General features: G+C 39.5%; 11 protein-coding genes, 4 tRNA genes and 1 rRNA gene. All 16 read right to left on the minus strand.

Annotated features, from left to right (window positions below; genetic code table 11):
• A 16S ribosomal RNA gene (locus A9970_RS28540) occupies window positions 1–66 on the minus strand; the annotation flags it as partial.
• A 142-nt stretch (window positions 67–208) separates the two neighbouring features.
• Window positions 209–352 (minus strand): hypothetical protein, encoded by a 144-nt coding sequence (locus A9970_RS28545; RefSeq protein ID WP_220801647.1) that lies wholly within the window; start codon window positions 350–352, stop codon window positions 209–211.
• A gap of 469 nt (window positions 353–821) precedes the next feature.
• The gene (gene rpoC / locus A9970_RS17535) at window positions 822–5,099 is read right to left on the minus strand and encodes a DNA-directed RNA polymerase subunit beta' (RefSeq protein ID WP_153847174.1); all 4,278 of its coding nucleotides are present in this window, start codon (window positions 5,097–5,099) and stop codon (window positions 822–824) included.
• A gap of 71 nt (window positions 5,100–5,170) precedes the next feature.
• Window positions 5,171–8,980: a DNA-directed RNA polymerase subunit beta gene (gene rpoB / locus A9970_RS17540; RefSeq protein ID WP_153847175.1), complete on the minus strand. Its 3,810-nt coding sequence runs from the start codon at window positions 8,978–8,980 to the stop codon at window positions 5,171–5,173.
• A gap of 168 nt (window positions 8,981–9,148) precedes the next feature.
• Window positions 9,149–9,526: a 50S ribosomal protein L7/L12 gene (gene rplL / locus A9970_RS17545; RefSeq protein WP_003011668.1), complete on the minus strand. Its 378-nt coding sequence runs from the start codon at window positions 9,524–9,526 to the stop codon at window positions 9,149–9,151.
• Between the two features lie 78 nt (window positions 9,527–9,604).
• Complete coding sequence (gene rplJ, locus A9970_RS17550) at window positions 9,605–10,123, minus strand: 50S ribosomal protein L10 (RefSeq protein WP_046672239.1); 519 nt, start codon at window positions 10,121–10,123, stop codon at window positions 9,605–9,607.
• Between the two features lie 2 nt (window positions 10,124–10,125).
• Window positions 10,126–10,824 (minus strand): 50S ribosomal protein L1, encoded by a 699-nt coding sequence (rplA, locus tag A9970_RS17555; protein ID WP_046672240.1) that lies wholly within the window; start codon window positions 10,822–10,824, stop codon window positions 10,126–10,128.
• A gap of 22 nt (window positions 10,825–10,846) precedes the next feature.
• Window positions 10,847–11,290 carry a 50S ribosomal protein L11 gene (gene rplK, locus A9970_RS17560; RefSeq protein ID WP_028072660.1) on the minus strand — a complete coding sequence of 148 codons (444 nt, stop codon included), beginning with the start codon at window positions 11,288–11,290 and terminating at the stop codon, window positions 10,847–10,849.
• A 266-nt stretch (window positions 11,291–11,556) separates the two neighbouring features.
• Window positions 11,557–13,143: a S41 family peptidase gene (locus A9970_RS17565; RefSeq protein WP_182983235.1), complete on the minus strand. Its 1,587-nt coding sequence runs from the start codon at window positions 13,141–13,143 to the stop codon at window positions 11,557–11,559.
• Window positions 13,144–13,214: 71 nt separating this feature from the next.
• A complete protein-coding gene (nusG, locus tag A9970_RS17570) occupies window positions 13,215–13,760 on the minus strand; it encodes a transcription termination/antitermination protein NusG (RefSeq protein ID WP_046672242.1) in 546 nt (181 codons plus the stop codon).
• Between the two features lie 20 nt (window positions 13,761–13,780).
• Complete coding sequence (secE, locus tag A9970_RS17575; RefSeq protein ID WP_028072657.1) at window positions 13,781–13,975, minus strand: preprotein translocase subunit SecE; 195 nt, start codon at window positions 13,973–13,975, stop codon at window positions 13,781–13,783.
• Window positions 13,976–13,998: 23 nt separating this feature from the next.
• A tRNA-Trp gene (locus tag A9970_RS17580) sits at window positions 13,999–14,069 on the minus strand.
• Between the two features lie 163 nt (window positions 14,070–14,232).
• Window positions 14,233–15,417 carry an elongation factor Tu gene (gene tuf, locus A9970_RS17585; protein ID WP_153847177.1) on the minus strand — a complete coding sequence of 395 codons (1,185 nt, stop codon included), beginning with the start codon at window positions 15,415–15,417 and terminating at the stop codon, window positions 14,233–14,235.
• Between the two features lie 72 nt (window positions 15,418–15,489).
• A tRNA-Thr gene (locus A9970_RS17590) sits at window positions 15,490–15,561 on the minus strand.
• Window positions 15,562–15,656: 95 nt separating this feature from the next.
• Window positions 15,657–15,729 (minus strand) — tRNA-Gly (locus tag A9970_RS17595).
• 50 nt (window positions 15,730–15,779) lie between these two features.
• Window positions 15,780–15,860, minus strand: a tRNA-Tyr gene (locus A9970_RS17600).
• Window positions 15,861–15,879: the final 19 nt, after the last annotated feature.

Consider the following 15,879-nt stretch of genomic DNA (forward strand, 5'->3'; position numbering starts at 1 on the left):
TCCGACTTGCATGTATTAGGCCTGCCGCTAGCGTTCATCCTGAGCCAGGATCAAACTCTCCATTGTAAAATGAAGTTTTTGATTCCAACTATTTACATAATCAGAATTCTTTTTTTATATCTCTGATCTTGGATCGAATTGAACTAATTCTTGAATTTGTTCATGACTTTCGTTTGTCTACTCGTCACGCTTACATGATTGTGTTTTCTTAAAGAACTTTTCTCGCTTCAACTTCCGTATCCGCTATATTCCGATGGGCATTGCGCCCCTCTTTATCGTTTTGTTTTTCCCTTCGTTTCCGTTGGGACTGCAAAGGTAGAAATCTTTTTTGAACTTCCAAAAACTTTTTCAAGTTTTTTTTCTTTTCCCGTTTTTCGATTTCCGCGTTTAAAATAAACTGAGCGGGATTTTAAATCCTGTCAGGCTTCTCTTAAACCCTTCTTTTTTTCATGGTTCCTTCTTTCGAGGCAACCGTTCCTCCCTTGCGGAGTGGTGCAAAGATAGGGAGTTTTAACAATCACTTCCAAGCCTTTTGTTTATTATTTTTTAATATTAAGGTTAACTAACTGTAACATTGAACGATTCATTTAAGATAGATATGCATTAAGCCGTCCAATCAGGTAAAATTAACCAATTAAACGGCCAAGCTGCTTGCTATAAATTTCAGTTCGCACAGCTCCCTTAACAAGCAATTTCACAACTACAAGGGCAAGTTTAAATACATTTTACTACGTTCTTCTATATCATATAAGGTCGCTATAGAAACAAAAAAGGTCCAGACGAATGTCTGGACCTTTCTATATAAAATAATCTATGATAGATTAATCTTCTTCTTTCGAAGCCAACAATTGATCGTACTCTTCGCGAGAACCGACAATTAAGTTGCTGTATTGACGGATACCTGTACCTGAAGGGATCAAGTGACCAACGATTACGTTTTCTTTCAAACCTAATAAGTTATCACGTTTACCTGCGATAGCAGCCTCGTTCAACACTTTTGTAGTCTCTTGGAAAGAGGCTGCAGAGATGAACGATTTCGTACCCAATGAAGCTCTGGTAATACCTTGCAACAATGGACTTGAAGTCGCCGGAATTGCTTCACGAACTTCAACAAGTTTTAAGTCACGACGTTTCAGACTAGAGTTTTCTTCTCTCAACTTGCGTAAAGAAACAATTTGTCCCGGACGTAAATTATTGGAGTCTCCTGCATCAACAACAACTTTCTTGTCAAACAAGGAATCATTTTCTTCCATGAAATCCCATTTGTTAACTGCTTCTTTTTCTAAGAAACGAGTATCTCCTGGATCTTCGATGTTAACTTTTTGCATCATTTGGTGAACGATCGTCTCGAAGTGTTTATCGTTGATCTTCACACCTTGCAGACGGTATACCTCTTGAATACCATTCACAATGTAATGTTGCACAGCTGATGGACCTTTGATCGACAAGATATCCGCAGGAGAGATCGAACCATCTGATAATGGCATACCAGCTTTCACGAAGTCATTATCCTGAACAAGGATATGTTTAGAAAGAGGTACCAAGTATTTCTTGATTTGACCATCACGAGATTCGATAGACATCTCACGGTTACCGCGTTTCACACCACCCAATGTTACCACACCGTCGATTTCTGTTACAACAGCAGGGTTAGAAGGGTTACGTGCTTCGAATAACTCCGTTACACGTGGTAGACCACCTGTGATATCTCGCGTTTTACCTGTAGAACGAGGGATTTTAACAAGGATACCACCTTCTTTCACTGTTACACCATTAGCAACTGCAACGTGGGCGCCTACTGGGATATTGTAGGTACGAATAACTTCTCCCGATTTATCAAGAATCTTGATGGATGGGTTTTTCGTTTTATCGCGTGTTTCAATAATTACTTTCTCTTTGTGGCCAGTTTGCTCATCTGACTCTTCACGGAAGGTAACACCTTCGATGATTGCATCAAATTCAACTTTACCGGCAAATTCCGAAATAATTACTGCATTATATGGATCCCATTCGACCAATTTATCACCTTTAGCTACTGTACCGCCATCCTCAACGAACAACTGTGAACCATAAGGAATATTTTGTTGGAATACTATTTTATTATGTGCATCAATGATCTTAACCTCACCAGAACGTCCTAAGACTACCTGATGTGTGCCATTATCGTTTGTTTGCGAAACAGTACGTACGTTTTCAAATTCGATTTTACCATCGTATTTAGAAATGATACTTGAATCAGCAGCAATGTTCGATGCCGTACCACCCACGTGGAATGTACGAAGTGTCAACTGTGTACCTGGCTCACCAATTGATTGAGCGGCAATAACACCCACAGCTTCACCTAACTGAACACGCTTACCTGACGCCAAGTTACGTCCGTAACAACAAGCACAAACACCACGCTTAGACTCACAAGTTAACACCGTACGAATCTCAATTCCTTCGATACCTGCTTTTTCGATAGTTTCAGCAATTTCCTCAGTGATATCTTCATTTGCAGAAACGATCAACTCGTCAGTATCCGGATGAAGAACGTCATGCAATGGTGTACGACCCAAAATACGATCGAACAATGGCTCAACAACATCATCATTATCTTTCAATGCTGTTGTATAAATACCACGTAAACCACCACAATCTTGTTCCACAACGATCATATCTTGCGCTACGTCATGTAAACGACGAGTCAAGTAACCCGCATCCGCTGTTTTCAATGCCGTATCGGCAAGACCTTTACGCGCACCGTGGGTAGAGATAAAGTACTCCAATACGGACAAACCTTCTTTAAAGTTTGACAAGATCGGGTTTTCGATAATCTCACCACCAGAAGTACCTGATTTTTGAGGTTTCGCCATCAAACCACGCATACCACATAACTGACGGATCTGCTCTTTCGAACCACGCGCTCCAGAATCCAACATCATGTAAACTGAGTTGAAACCTTGGTTATCATTCGAAAGAATATCCATAACGTGTGCAGTCAATCTGTTGTTGATACGCGTCCAGATATCGATGATTTGGTTATAACGTTCGTTGTTTGTAATGAAACCCATGTTATAGTTATTCATTACTTCTTCAACCTCGTTAGTTGCTTGTTGAATCAATTCAGCTTTCGCAGCAGGAATGTTCAAATCTTCCAAGTTGAACGAAAGACCACCTTTGAAGGCTGTTTGATATCCCAATTCTTTCATATCATCCAAGAATTGTGCTGCACGAGCCATACCCGTAGTCTTCACAATTTCACCGATGATATTACGCAAAGATTTTTTCGTAAGCAATTCATTGACAAAACCCATTTCCTCAGGAACAACTTGATTGAAGATCACACGACCTACAGTTGTTTCTAACAAGGTATCAACAATGCTACCATCTTTTTGTCTAACTTTTGTTTTTACTTTAATCCAAGCGTGAAGATCAATTTGCTTCTCATTTAAAGCGATGATAACCTCTTCAGCCGAATAGAAAATCATATCTTGACCTCTTACGATTTGATCACCAGCAGTTTTACGGCCTTTAGTAATATAGTAAAGACCCAATACCATGTCTTGAGATGGTACTGTGATTGGAGAACCATTCGCAGGGTTTAAGATATTGTGCGCACCTAACATTAAGATTTGGGCTTCCAAAACTGCAGCATTACCAAGAGGTAAGTGGACTGCCATCTGGTCACCGTCAAAATCGGCGTTGAACGCTGTACACACTAATGGGTGTAATTGAATAGCTTTACCCTCTACTAATGTAGGTTGGAAAGCCTGAATACCCAAACGGTGAAGCGTAGGTGCACGGTTTAGCAATACAGGGTGACCTTTCAATACATTCTCAAGGATATCCCATACCACAGGATCTTTACGATCAACGATTTTCTTAGCCGATTTTACTGTTTTTACAATACCACGTTCGATCATCTTACGGATGATAAACGGTTTGTAAAGTTCAGCAGCCATATCTTTAGGAAGACCACACTCGTGTAATTTCAAGTGAGGACCTACAACAATTACCGAACGAGCTGAATAATCCACACGCTTACCTAACAAGTTTTGACGGAAACGACCTTGTTTACCTTTCAAAATATCAGATAAAGACTTCAATGCACGGTTACCTTCTGTCTTAACAGCGTTCACTTTACGTGAGTTGTCAAACAAAGAGTCTACAGCTTCTTGAAGCATACGTTTTTCGTTACGTAAGATTACTTCAGGAGCCTTGATTTCGATCAAACGTTTTAGACGGTTGTTACGGATAATCACACGACGGTATAAGTCATTCAAATCCGAAGTCGCAAAACGACCACCATCCAAAGGCACTAAAGGACGCAATTCAGGTGGAATGATTGGAACGATTTTCACAATCATCCATTCTGGACGATTCTCGATATTTTCACGTGAACTACGGAAAGCCTCAACGACATGAAGACGTTTTAATGCTTCATTTTTACGTTGTTGAGAAGTCTCATTAGCAGCTTGGTGACGTAAGTCGTACGACAATTGATCCAAATCAATACGTTTCAACAAATCTTCTAACGCCTCAGCACCCATCTTAGCAACGAATTTTTGAGGATCGTTATCGTCTAAATATTGATTTTCTTTTGGTAAGGTATCTAAAATATCTAAATATTCTTCTTCAGTCAAAAAGTCCATGAAGTTGATACCATCTTCTTCCTTAATACCAGCTTGGATAACTACATAACGTTCGTAGTAAATGATCATATCCAATTTCTTGGTAGGAAGTCCCAATAAATAACCAATTTTATTAGGAAGAGAACGGAAATACCAAATGTGCGCAACAGGAACCACCAAGTTGATATGTCCCATACGCTCACGACGTACCTTTTTCTCTGTTACTTCAACACCACAACGGTCACATACAATACCTTTATAACGGATACGTTTGTATTTACCACAGTGACATTCGTAATCCTTTACAGGACCAAAAATGCGCTCACAGAATAAACCGTCACGTTCTGGTTTGTAGGTACGATAGTTAATCGTTTCCGGTTTTGTAACTTCACCACTTGAGCGTTCCAAAATAGTTTCTGGAGAAGCCAAGCTGATCGTAATCGAAGTGAAGTTGCTTTTAATTTTATTATCTTTTTTGTAAGACATACTTATTCAAAAGTTAAAGCTTTATAAAGAAGCTTTGAAGGACTGAGCCCTTCAAAGCCCTATTTGCTTAATTAATCCAATGTGATATCTAGACCCAATCCACGTAACTCGTGTACCAATACGTTGAACGATTCTGGTACCGATGGTGTCGGAAGATTGTTACCTTTTACGATTGCCTCGTAAGTTTTGGCACGACCAACCACGTCATCCGATTTCACAGTCAAGATTTCTTGAAGGATGTTAGACGCACCGAATGCTTCCAATGCCCAAACCTCCATCTCACCGAAACGTTGACCACCGAATTGCGCTTTACCACCCAGAGGTTGTTGCGTGATCAATGAGTACGGACCGATTGAACGTGCGTGCATTTTATCATCAACCATGTGACCTAATTTCAACATGTAGATTACACCCACTGTCGTCGGTTGATCGAAACGGTCACCTGTCAATCCGTTGTACAAATATGTACGTCCAGATTTTGGTAGGCCAGCTTTCGCAACCCAATCTTGTACCTGATCCATTTCAGCACCATCAAAGATAGGTGTAGCAAATTTCACACCCAATTTTTGACCTGCCCAACCCAATACGGTTTCGTAGATCTGTCCCAAGTTCATCCGTGAAGGTACCCCTAGTGGGTTCAACACGATATCAACTGGTGTTCCATCTTCTAAGAACGGCATATCCTCATCACGTACGATACGTGCAACGATACCTTTGTTACCGTGACGACCCGCCATCTTATCCCCTACTTTCAACTTACGTTTTTTAGCAACGTAAACTTTAGCCATCTGCACAATTCCTGATGGAAGTTCATCACCGACAGATACTGCGAATTTATCACGTTTGAATGAACCTAGCTCTTCATTAATTTTGATGTTGTAATTATGAAGGGCCATTTTGATCAACTCGTTTTTATCTTCGTCAGTTGTCCATCCCATTGGGTTGATGTTGTTGTAATCTAATTCAGCTAAGATTTTTTGTGTAAACTTAGCACCCTTAGCAACCAACAACTCTTTATATACATTGTAAACACCTTGGCTTGTTTTACCATTCACTACAGTGAATAATTTTTCAACCAAACGATCTTTCAATGATTTAACAGCTCTATCGTGAGCAACCTCTAGTTTCTCTAAAGTTTTACGCTCAACCTCTTTAGACATTTTCTTCGCACGCGAGAATAACTTCGTATCGATAACAACACCTTTTAATGATGGTGGAGTTTTCAATGAAGCATCTTTCACGTCGCCAGCTTTGTCACCAAAGATTGCACGTAATAATTTCTCTTCTGGAGAAGGATCAGACTCACCTTTAGGTGTGATTTTACCAATTAAGATATCACCACCACCAACTTCAGCACCGATACGGATAATACCGTTTTCGTCTAAGTCTTTTGTCGCTTCTTCAGATACGTTAGGAATATCAGCTGTTAACTCTTCTTCACCACGTTTTGTATCACGAACTTCAAGTTCGAATTCTTCAATGTGAAGAGAAGTAAACCAGTCTTCTTTCGCTACACGTTCGGAAATTACGATCGCATCCTCAAAGTTATATCCTTGCCAAGGCATGAACGCTACTTTCAAGTTACGACCTAATGCCAATTCACCATTTTCAGTCGCATAACCTTCACATAATACCTGTCCTGGTTCAACTCGCTGACCTTTCTTAACGATAGGTTTCAAGTTCATACATGTATTTTGGTTGGTTTTCTTGAATTTGATCAATTTATATGTTTTGACATCATCATCGAATGATACAAGACGATCATCGTCGTTTCTGTCATAACGGATCTTGATTTCATCAGCATCTACATATTCTACTACACCATGACCTTCCGCATTGATCAATGTACGTGAATCTTTCGCAACACGACCTTCAAGACCAGTACCTACAATAGGAGCTTGTGGACGCAATACAGGCACGGCCTGACGTTGCATGTTCGATCCCATCAATGCACGGTTGGCATCATCGTGTTCCAAGAAAGGAATTAATGAAGCCGCAATAGATGTAATTTGGTTTGGAGCAACGTCCATATAATCAAGCATATTAGGCTCGATAATTGGGAAGTCACCCTCATATCTGGCTTTCACTTTCGCATCTTCGAAATTACCTTTGTCATCATACAAAGCATTCGCTTGTGCGATTGTTTTACCATCTTCATCCTCAGCAGATAAATATACTACTGGCTCGTCAACCACAACAATCCCATCTTTTACCTTACGGTAAGGAGTCTCGATAAATCCTAAGTGGTTAATTTTCGCATGTACAGCCAATGAGGAGATCAAACCGATGTTTGGACCCTCAGGAGTTTCAATTGTACAAAGACGACCGTAGTGTGTATAGTGAACGTCACGAACCTCGAAACCTGCACGCTCACGGGAAAGACCACCTGGACCTAAAGCTGACAAACGACGCTTGTGCGTAATTTCAGCAAGAGGGTTAGTCTGGTCCATGAACTGAGACAACTGGTTTGTACCGAAGAACGAATTGATTACCGACGAAAGTGTACGTGCGTTAATCAAATCGGTAGGTGTAAACACCTCATTATCACGAATGTTCATACGCTCACGGATTGTACGAGCCATACGAGATAGACCTACACCAAATTGAGCATATAATTGTTCACCTACAGTACGTACACGACGGTTTGACAAGTGGTCAATATCATCTACTTCAGCTTTAGAGTTGATCAAATTGATCAAATACTTCACAATCGCAATGATATCCTCACGGGTTAATACTTTCGTCTCATCCGGAGTTCCCAACTTCAACTTACGATTGATACGGTAACGACCTACATCACCTAAATCGTAACGTTTGTCAGAGAAGAATAAACGATCGATGATACCACGAGCAGTTTCCTCATCTGGTGGTTCAGCGTTACGCAATTGACGATAGATATGCTCCACCGCTTCTTTTTCTGAGTTGGACGTATCTTTTTGTAAAGTGTTATATATAATAGAATAGTCCGCATTGTTTGACTCATCATCTTTTGCTAAGATAATAGACTTAACGCCAGCTTCGATAATCAAATCAATGTGATCTTCTTCTAGAACAGTTTCACGCTCAAGGATAATTTCGTTACGGTCGATAGATACTACTTCACCTGTATCTTCATCCACGAAATCTTCTACCCATTTTTTCAATACCCTAGCCGCAAGACGACGACCAACATATTTTTTAAGACCAGATTTACTAACTTTTACTTCATCCGCTAAATCGAACAATTCTAAGATATCTTTATCCGAATCGTAACCAATAGCACGCAATAAGGTCGTAACTGGAAATTTCTTTTTACGGTCGATATAAGCATACATGACGTTGTTTACGTCAGTTGCAAATTCGATCCAAGATCCTTTGAAAGGAATTACCCTTGCAGAATAAAGTTTAGTACCATTTGTGTGTCTACTTTGACCAAAGAAAACGCCTGGTGAACGGTGTAATTGCGATACGATGACACGCTCTGCACCATTTACCACGAAAGTACCTTTAGGAGTCATATAAGGGATAGTCCCTAAATATACATCCTGAACAATAGTTTCGAAATCTTCGTGTTCTTCATCATTACAAGATAACTTTAACTTAGCCTTTAAAGGAACGCTATAAGTCAAGCCGCGCTCGATACACTCTTGGATATCATAACGTGGTGGATCAATGAAATAATCCAAAAACTCTAGCACAAAAATGTTTCTTGAATCAGAAATAGGGAAGTTTTCCGAGAATACCTTGAACAGCCCTTCCTGATGGCGGTTGTCAGAAGTAGTTTCTAATTGAAAAAACTCCTTGAAAGATTCCAATTGCACATCTAAGAAATCTGGATATTCCAATACTTTCTTACTTGTCGCAAAGTTTATTCTTTCTTGTTGAATATTATTGTTTGCCAAGGGAATATGAATTTTAGTTTTAAAAAAACTGCGCTTACACTTATGCTGTAAACCACCTTTCCACTGTGCCCAGCATATACACAGCATAGTGGCGTATTGATATAAATAGGAATAGACTCTGACGAAAAATCGTCAGAGTCTAAACCTTTTCGGGCTAATTAGTTGAGATTATTTAATCTCAACAACAGCACCAGCTTCTTCTAATTGTTTTTTCAAAGCTTCTGCTTCGTCTTTAGATACACCAGTTTTTAATTCTTTAGGTGCTCCGTCAACTAAATCTTTAGCTTCTTTCAAGCCTAATCCAGCTAAATCTTTAACCAATTTAACTACAGCTAATTTTTGACCACCAGCTTCTTTCAAGATAACGTCAAATGAAGTTTTCTCTTCAGCAGCAGCAGCACCACCTTCAGCTGGAGCAGCAGCTACAGCAACAGCAGCAGCAGCAGGCTCGATGCCATACTCGTCTTTTAAGATATCAGCTAATTCTTTAACTTCTTTTACTGTTAAGTTAACTAACTGTTCAGCAAGTTGTTTTAAATCTGCCATTTTATTTTGAATTTTTGAATGTACTTTATAAAAATTGTTAATTAAATTGTAACGAATGTTTCTGTTCTAGAGGATTCGTTAACCTCTTTCTTCTAAAGCTTTTACTAAACCTGCAACAGTATTTCCTCCTGATTGAAGAGCTGAAATAACATTTTTCGCAGGAGATTCCAAGGCTGCGATAACGTCCGCAATAAGTTCGTTTTTAGATTTAAGATTAACTAATGCAGTTAATTGATTATCTCCAACGAATGCAGTTGCTTCAATGAAAGCCGCTTTTAACAACGGTTTTTCACCTGATTTACGCAATTCTTTGATTAATTTCGCAGGTGCGTTAGCGACTTCTGAAAACATCATTGTAGACGCTCCTTTAAGCGTTCCAAAGATTTCTTCTTCATCAACACCAGCTTCGATTAATGCTTTCTTGATTAAAGTGTTTTTTACAGCTTTAATCTCGATGCCTTGTTCAAAACATTTACGACGAATGTTATTCACTTTTTCAACGGACAACTCAGCAGTATCGGTAATATAGAAGTTACCGTAAGATTTAATCTGTTCGGCCAAAGCTAGAACAATTTCTTGTTTTTCTTCTTTTCTCATGATTAAATACCTGCTACTGATTTAGTCTCAATATGAATACCAGGACTCATAGTTGAGGAAATGTGAATACTTTTAAAGTAAGTTCCTTTAGCTGCAGATGGTTTCAAACGAGCTAGAGTTTGTAATACCTCTAGTGCGTTATCATATATCTTATCTGCATCGAACGACGCTTTACCAATAGAAGTATGGATGATACCGGTTTTGTCAACTTTGAAATCGATCTTACCACCTTTTACATCTGTTACAGCTTTACCAACTTCTGTTGTAACTGTACCAGTTTTAGGGTTAGGCATCAAGTTTCTCGGACCTAAAATACGACCCAATTTACCAACTTTAGCCATAACACTAGGCATAGTAATAATGATATCAACGTCAGTCCAACCACCTTCAATTTTGCTGATGTAATCATCTAAACCTACGTAGTCTGCACCTGCCGCTTTAGCTTCTTCTTCCTTATCAGGAGTACATAAAACTAAAACACGAACAGTTTTACCAGTACCGTGAGGTAATGTTGCAATACCACGAACCATTTGATTTGCTTTACGAGGATCTACGCCCAAACGAACGTCGATATCCACAGAAGCATCAAATTTGGTCAATGAGATTTCTTTAACTAAAGCCGAAGCTTCTTTTAAAGAGTATGCTTTACCAGCTTCAATTTTGGATAGTGCCGCTTTTTGATTTTTTGTTAATCTAGCCACTTTTCTTAAATTGATTTCTTAATTAATTGTTCCAAGGAGCATTACCTGATACAGTAATACCCATACTACGTGCTGTACCAGCTACCATTCTCATAGCAGCCTCTACAGTAAATGCATTTAAATCAGGCATTTTATCTTTAGCGATTGTCTCAACTTGTTCCCAAGTGATAGCCGCAACTTTTTTACGGTTAGGCTCGCCAGATCCACTTTTTAATTTAGCAGCGTCTTTCAACTGAACTGCTACCGGTGGAGTCTTGATGATAAAATCAAATGATTTATCAGCGTAAACTGTAATGACAACAGGTAATACTTGACCTGGTTTGTCTTGCGTACGAGCGTTAAACTGCTTACAGAAATCCATGATATTCACACCTTTAGCACCTAATGCAGGTCCTACTGGAGGTGAAGGATTCGCAGCTCCGCCCTTAACTTGTAATTTTACTAACGCACTGACTTCTTTTGCCATTTTGTTTTGAATTTAATTTTGTTAAATGTCTGTTAGTAAGTTGGAAGCAAATAACGTAACATTCATCGGCCAGGACGTAACACCCCAACCGAGGTGCAAAGTTAATAAGAAGATTTGAATCCTGCAAGTATCTAACTTTTAATTTTTCAGGAATTTATGTTTTTTTACATCCTTGCCCAGATTACCCATCCTTCTACAAAAAAAATCTTGACACTTTTCTAAATATTAACGCTAGAATTATCGGTTTTAGCAAATTCACATCAGCTCTACTGTCCTTTAATAGACTTCAACACCTTATCCAATACCGGATCTTTCCCCTTGATAACATCATCAACACTCCGCACGACAGGAATATCCGGCATGACACCCCGCCCCTCTTCTGATACTTGATAATAAGGTTTGACATCCATTAGGCCAAAACGCCAACGTAGATGGGAGTTCGGAAGTTTCAGCACAGGAAGAGATCCTGCAACTGTTCCATTGGCAGCTCCACCAGTTTCCTCCCCCACAAAAACAGCCCGCTTCCCAACTTTTAGATTTGTAGCAATTAAACTCGCTGCAGAAAAAGTCCCGCCATCAATCAGTACAAATAAATTACCACGATAGCGACTACCTTTGGATTTTTCGACTTTACTCCCTATAAGGTGGGTATAATTTATCCCATCTTTGGAAAAGCTTTTTGTCCAGGATACTACAGCACTTGGTATAATAAATGGTGATAAAATGGGATAAGACCAGCCCGGCAATCCTTTTACCTGATAAAAAGGCAAGCTGAATTTTGAGGTGATCACTGCCGGCTGAACAAATTGGAATTTATCCTCTTCCACTAAGTAACTGTATAGTTCACGGACATCGGACAAACGTCCGCCCAAATTGCCACGAAGATCCAAGATCAGGTATTGTACTGAATTAAGCTCAAGCCGATCAAAAATTCTTCTATAGGCTTCTTTTGGACGCCCATACGAAAAGTCAACCACTTTCAATAAAGCAACACTACTATCGCCTTTGACAGGGAAAGAGAGCTGTTTACTCATTCTTTTTAGATTGGCATTATAACCGAATATTTTGCGCTGCTTTTTCGTGTCGGACTTCTTTTCGGAAGGCTTCTTATTCGTTTTTTCTGTCGCAGCATGGCTGGTTCCCACCTTTCCCTTCTGTTCAGCGGCTTCAAACCTTCTAACAACAGTCCGCTCATATGTACTATCGGCACGAGAAAACAAAACCGAGATAGAATCTTTATACCCCAGTTCCAATTGGTAATACCGTGGTAATAAACGCTCGAAAGCCTGATCTATAAATGTTGTATTATAGCCGTCCGACGTAAAGGTTGGACGATATTTTGTGTACAGATTTTGCGGTTGTATCCCCTCAATGGCAAGAATTTTAGAGCCTGCTACCAAACTTGAATCTAACGTCCCATTTTTTGAGAGATAGAGTGTATTTTCTTGCCAATGAAAGCCCAATTGCGAAAAGGGCCCCTTGCTTTTTTGATAGCGGACCTTATCTTTACCTTTCGGATCAAATTTGGAAATAAGAGGATTCAGGGTCATATGTCCCTGCCGAACTTGGGCCAGTACAGAAGCTAATGCCAGCTGAAACTGATTGGGCAGTAATGGCTGGTGGATCGCTATACGAAGGCTGTCGAACTTAACCTTTAACTGATCCTCCCCCACATACAGAAACAAGTCTGGATGCATTTTCCATAAGTTATGCTCAACATAGTTGATATCTTGCTGCATAGCTTCCACTGCCAGGGGAGTTTCAATAAATCGATTGTACTTCTCAACATTTGCACAGCTCAGCAATGTCAGCAAATACACCAATACAAATAGATAAATAGTTGGCCTTTTCATTTGTAGTAAGATACAAAAAAAAAGCCTTCCAATTTTCATGAAAAGCTTTTCTCTATCGTTAATTACTAATCTTACTCTTTTTCTACTTGCATGTAGTTTAGTTCAAGTGGAGTCTTACGACCGAAGACTTTCACCATCACGATTAATTTCTTTTTATCTTCGTGGACTTCTTCGATCTCTCCGGTAAATCCGTTGAAAGGACCATCGTTTACTTTCACTGTTTCACCCACATAGTAAGGAACGTTAATGGTTTCACCTTGTTCGGCCATTTCATCCACTTTACCTAGGATACGATTTACTTCTGCTTGGCGTAAAGGAACAGCGTTACCAGCTTTATCTCCCAAGAAACCAATTACACTATTGATATTTTTGATGATATGCTCTAACTCACCGTCAAGAGCTGCTTCTAACAAAACATAACCAGGATAGTAGTTACGTTCTTTAGCAACTTTCTTTCCATCACGCATCAAGTAGTATTTTTCCATTGGAATCAACACCTGAGGAATCAAGTGCTCAATACCTAAACGGCTAACTTCGGCATCAATATATTGCTTTACTTTCTTTTCTTTACCACTTACAGCACGAACTACGTACCACTTTAAACCTTGATCTGCCATAAATAAATACGATTGAAAAATTAAGAAGCAATACCGTACAAGAATTCTAACCCTACGCTTGAAGCTTTATCCATTACAAAGACAACCAATGCAATAAGAAGAGACGCAACAAGCACAATAACAGCTGAACTTTGTAACTGAGACCATGTAGGCCAAGTCACTTTCTCAGTGATCTCTACATAAGAGTCTTTAAAAAAATCAAGTACTTTTGCCATTTTAGTTTATCTGTTTTTATAAGCACGGGCACCAGGACTCGAACCCAGACCAAAGGTTTTGGAGACCTTCGTTCTACCTTTAAACTATGCCCGTGTATTTCTTATTTTGTGATGCAAATATAGTGTTTTAAACCACTTTCTGCAAATATTTTTTCACTTTTTTTTATTTTAATCCGATAAATCGCTTATCGAAAAAATAAGCTAATCAACCTCAGTCGATTAGCTTATTCTATGTGATTCTAAATCTTTATTAAAGACTAGATAATTTCAGTTACCTGACCAGCACCTACTGTACGACCACCCTCACGGATAGCGAAACGTAAACCTTTTTCCATTGCAATAGCAGAAATTAATTTCACGCTGATTGTAACGTTATCACCTGGCATAACCATTTCAGTACCTTCTGGTAAAGAGATTTCTCCAGTTACGTCAGTTGTACGGAAATAGAATTGAGGACGGTATTTGTTGAAGAATGGAGTGTGACGACCACCTTCAGCTTTTGACAATACGTAAACCTCAGCTTTGAAATGATCGTGAGGAGTTACTGAACCTGGTTTACAGATAACCATACCACGTTTGATATCAGTTTTCTCAATACCACGTAACAATAAACCTACGTTATCACCAGCCTCACCGTAATCTAAGATTTTACGGAACATCTCAACACCTGTTACTGTAGATTTCAAGTTCTCAGCACCCATACCTAAGATCTCAACTGGATCACCAGAGTTGATTACACCTCTTTCGATACGACCTGTAGCAACTGTACCACGACCTGTGATCGAGAATACATCTTCTACTGGCATCAAGAAAGGTAATTCAGTCAAACGTGGAGGAATTGGAATGTAGTTATCTACAGCATCCATTAATTCCATGATTTTCTCAACCCACTCAGGCTCACCGTTCAATGCACCTAAAGCAGAACCTTTGATTACAGGGATATCATCACCTGGGAATTCGTAGAATGATAATAACTCACGAACTTCCATTTCAACTAAGTCTAACAACTCAGCGTCGTCAACTAAGTCAGTTTTGTTCATGAATACTACTAACGCAGGAACACCTACTTGGCGAGCCAACAAGATGTGCTCACGAGTTTGAGGCATAGGACCATCAGTCGCAGCAACTACGATGATAGCACCGTCCATTTGAGCAGCACCAGTTACCATGTTCTTAACGTAGTCAGCGTGACCTGGACAGTCAACGTGTGCATAGTGACGGTTAGCTGTAGAATATTCTACGTGTGCAGTATTGATTGTGATACCACGCTCTTTTTCTTCAGGAGCAGAGTCAATTGAATCAAATGAACGAGCTTCTGACAAACCTTTATCAGCCAATACTTTAGTGATAGCAGCTGTAGTTGTAGTTTTACCGTGGTCAACGTGACCGATAGTACCAATGTTTAAGTGTGGTTTACTACGGTCAAATTTCTCTTTTGCCATGTTTATGCGAATTAGTAATTATAAATTATTTCTATTTGTTATATACTCTTGCTTAACTTTTACACAAGTACGAGCCAAAGATGGGATTTGAACCCACGACCTCTTCCTTACCAAGGAAGTGCTCTACCCCTGAGCTACTTCGGCTTACTAAAAAACCTTATTTACGTATTAATGCCCCCACCTTTAGATACATTATTATCAAAGAAGATAGAGACTAAATTTAATACTTGAAAAATTTGAGCGGAAGACGAGGTTCGAACTCGCGACCTATAGCTTGGAAGGCTATCGCTCTACCAACTGAGCTACTTCCGCTTAATAATTAGAAACCAGAATAAACCTAATACTCTAATTAAAATAAAGTGTGGAGGGAGAAGGATTCGAACCTTCGAAGCCGAAGCAACGGATTTACAGTCCGTCCCATTTGACCGCTCTGGAACCCCTCCAGACCTGTAACTTTCGTTA

This window comes from Sphingobacterium sp. UME9, from assembly GCF_014170215.1.
Lineage (GTDB): Bacteria > Bacteroidota > Bacteroidia > Sphingobacteriales > Sphingobacteriaceae > Sphingobacterium > Sphingobacterium paramultivorum.

Excerpts from the sequence above, each read along its gene's own strand:
- secE (WP_028072657.1), bottom strand. The coding sequence starts at position 13,975 with ATGGCAAAAGTACTTGATTTTTTTAAAGACTCTTATGTAGAGATCACT.
- tuf (WP_153847177.1), bottom strand. The coding sequence starts at position 15,417 with ATGGCAAAAGAGAAATTTGACCGTAGTAAACCACACTTAAACATTGGT.
- rplL (WP_003011668.1), bottom strand. The coding sequence starts at position 9,526 with ATGGCAGATTTAAAACAACTTGCTGAACAGTTAGTTAACTTAACAGTA.
- rplJ (WP_046672239.1), bottom strand. The coding sequence starts at position 10,123 with ATGAGAAAAGAAGAAAAACAAGAAATTGTTCTAGCTTTGGCCGAACAG.
- rplK (WP_028072660.1), bottom strand. The coding sequence starts at position 11,290 with ATGGCAAAAGAAGTCAGTGCGTTAGTAAAATTACAAGTTAAGGGCGGA.
- A9970_RS17565 (WP_182983235.1), bottom strand. The coding sequence starts at position 13,143 with ATGAAAAGGCCAACTATTTATCTATTTGTATTGGTGTATTTGCTGACA.
- rpoC (WP_153847174.1), bottom strand. The coding sequence starts at position 5,099 with ATGTCTTACAAAAAAGATAATAAAATTAAAAGCAACTTCACTTCGATT.
- nusG (WP_046672242.1), bottom strand. The coding sequence starts at position 13,760 with ATGGCAGATCAAGGTTTAAAGTGGTACGTAGTTCGTGCTGTAAGTGGT.